Origin of the sequence: Streptomyces sp. NPDC048473 (genome assembly GCF_043200155.1) — a bacterium.
In the GTDB taxonomy this organism is placed as follows: Bacteria; Actinomycetota; Actinomycetes; order Streptomycetales; family Streptomycetaceae; genus Streptomyces.
This window is the reverse complement of the sequence record NZ_JBICXE010000203.1, coordinates 1-1,169: the sequence shown is the minus strand read 5'-3', so window position 1 is coordinate 1,169 and position 1,169 is coordinate 1. Positions and strand designations below refer to the sequence as shown.

Annotated in this window: 2 protein-coding genes; one reads left to right on the top strand and one right to left on the bottom strand. The window is 65.0% G+C overall.

All coding sequences use genetic code 11. The features are described from left to right. Positions 1–99: 99 nt before the first annotated feature. Positions 100–819, bottom strand: coding sequence for a hypothetical protein (locus ACGFU7_RS48245; protein WP_393705184.1), 720 nt, complete (start codon positions 817–819; stop codon positions 100–102). A gap of 84 nt (positions 820–903) precedes the next feature. Between ACGFU7_RS48245 and ACGFU7_RS48240 the strand changes: the two genes are divergently transcribed. Further along, on the top strand, positions 904–1,080 hold the full coding sequence (locus ACGFU7_RS48240; RefSeq protein WP_393705186.1) for a recombinase family protein: 177 nt from the start codon (positions 904–906) through the stop codon (positions 1,078–1,080). The last annotated feature ends 89 nt before the right edge of the window (positions 1,081–1,169 follow it).

Below are 1,169 nucleotides of genomic sequence, written 5' to 3'. Positions count from 1 at the left end.
CTCCACCTCGCCACGCATACGCGAGGAACTCCCACGCGGAACATGCATACCCGTCAACATCACAACAACACCGTCAAGAAACGGATTCACAGCCATGGTCTACCGCCGACCCCCACACTCCGGTTGATCCGATCCAGCGCACCGTACTGAGTCCACCGAAAAGTCCTGCCCGATTCGGCCCTGAACCGCCCCGCGTTGGTCAACGCCCCCGCGAACACCCCCAACAGCGTCACGGAGCCGCACACACGGCACCACATCATTGCGCTCGAACCCACGACCGATCCGATGACCGCCCCCCGACGCGTCCAGCGGGTCGTCTCCCGTCGCATGGGCGAACACCCCCACCGCGGCCCCGATCAACCAACCGACCACACCGCTGCTACCACCGCCCAAACCGATCCGACACGGCTCCGCGACGAACAAGCTGTCGCAAGCACGCCTGCCGCCCCCACATTCCGGAACAGGCTCCGTCAGCAGGCCCTCCGCACCCAGCAGTTCAAGGAACCGGACGAGACCCAACCCCTTCCAACCGGAACCAGCGAAACCCAGTCCACTGTCCGAGACGGCCTCGAACCGGGCCGCCACCCGCTCGGCGATCCCCTGCCGTGCGTCGGCCAGCACCCCCACAACGCCCGCCGCGAACTGCCGACCGGACACCATCCGACGCTTGATACTGACGAACCGCATCCCGGCCGACTCCCTCTGAGAGCCGACGGTCACCTCCACGGCACAGTCCTTGAACCCGGCAGTCACGAACAGGCCCATCCGCTCGTCCCTGGCCTTCATCAGCCAGTCACGCCGCTCGGTGAACCCGGACATGACCTCCCCTAATTGCTGTAACGGCAAGCCGTCCACGGATCCCTCTCACCGCTTCATCGAGGTGTCGCAACGATATGACGAACCATCAGCCATCCGCGCTTACCGGTCAACAACCAAGAGAGACGGAAAATCCACCTGGTCACCCTCGGCGCCGATCTGCGCGAGCGCGGCATCGGCCTGCACACCATCGAGCAGGACATTGACACCGCCACCATGGAGGGCCGGGCAAAGTTCGGCATGCTGTCGATGCTAGCCGAATGAGGTTCCCCCGGCGTGCGGGGGGTGCTGATCAGCTGGTCAGGGCGGGTTGACGGGGTTTCAGGTTCGTTCGTTCGGCCGTTGCCTGGTCG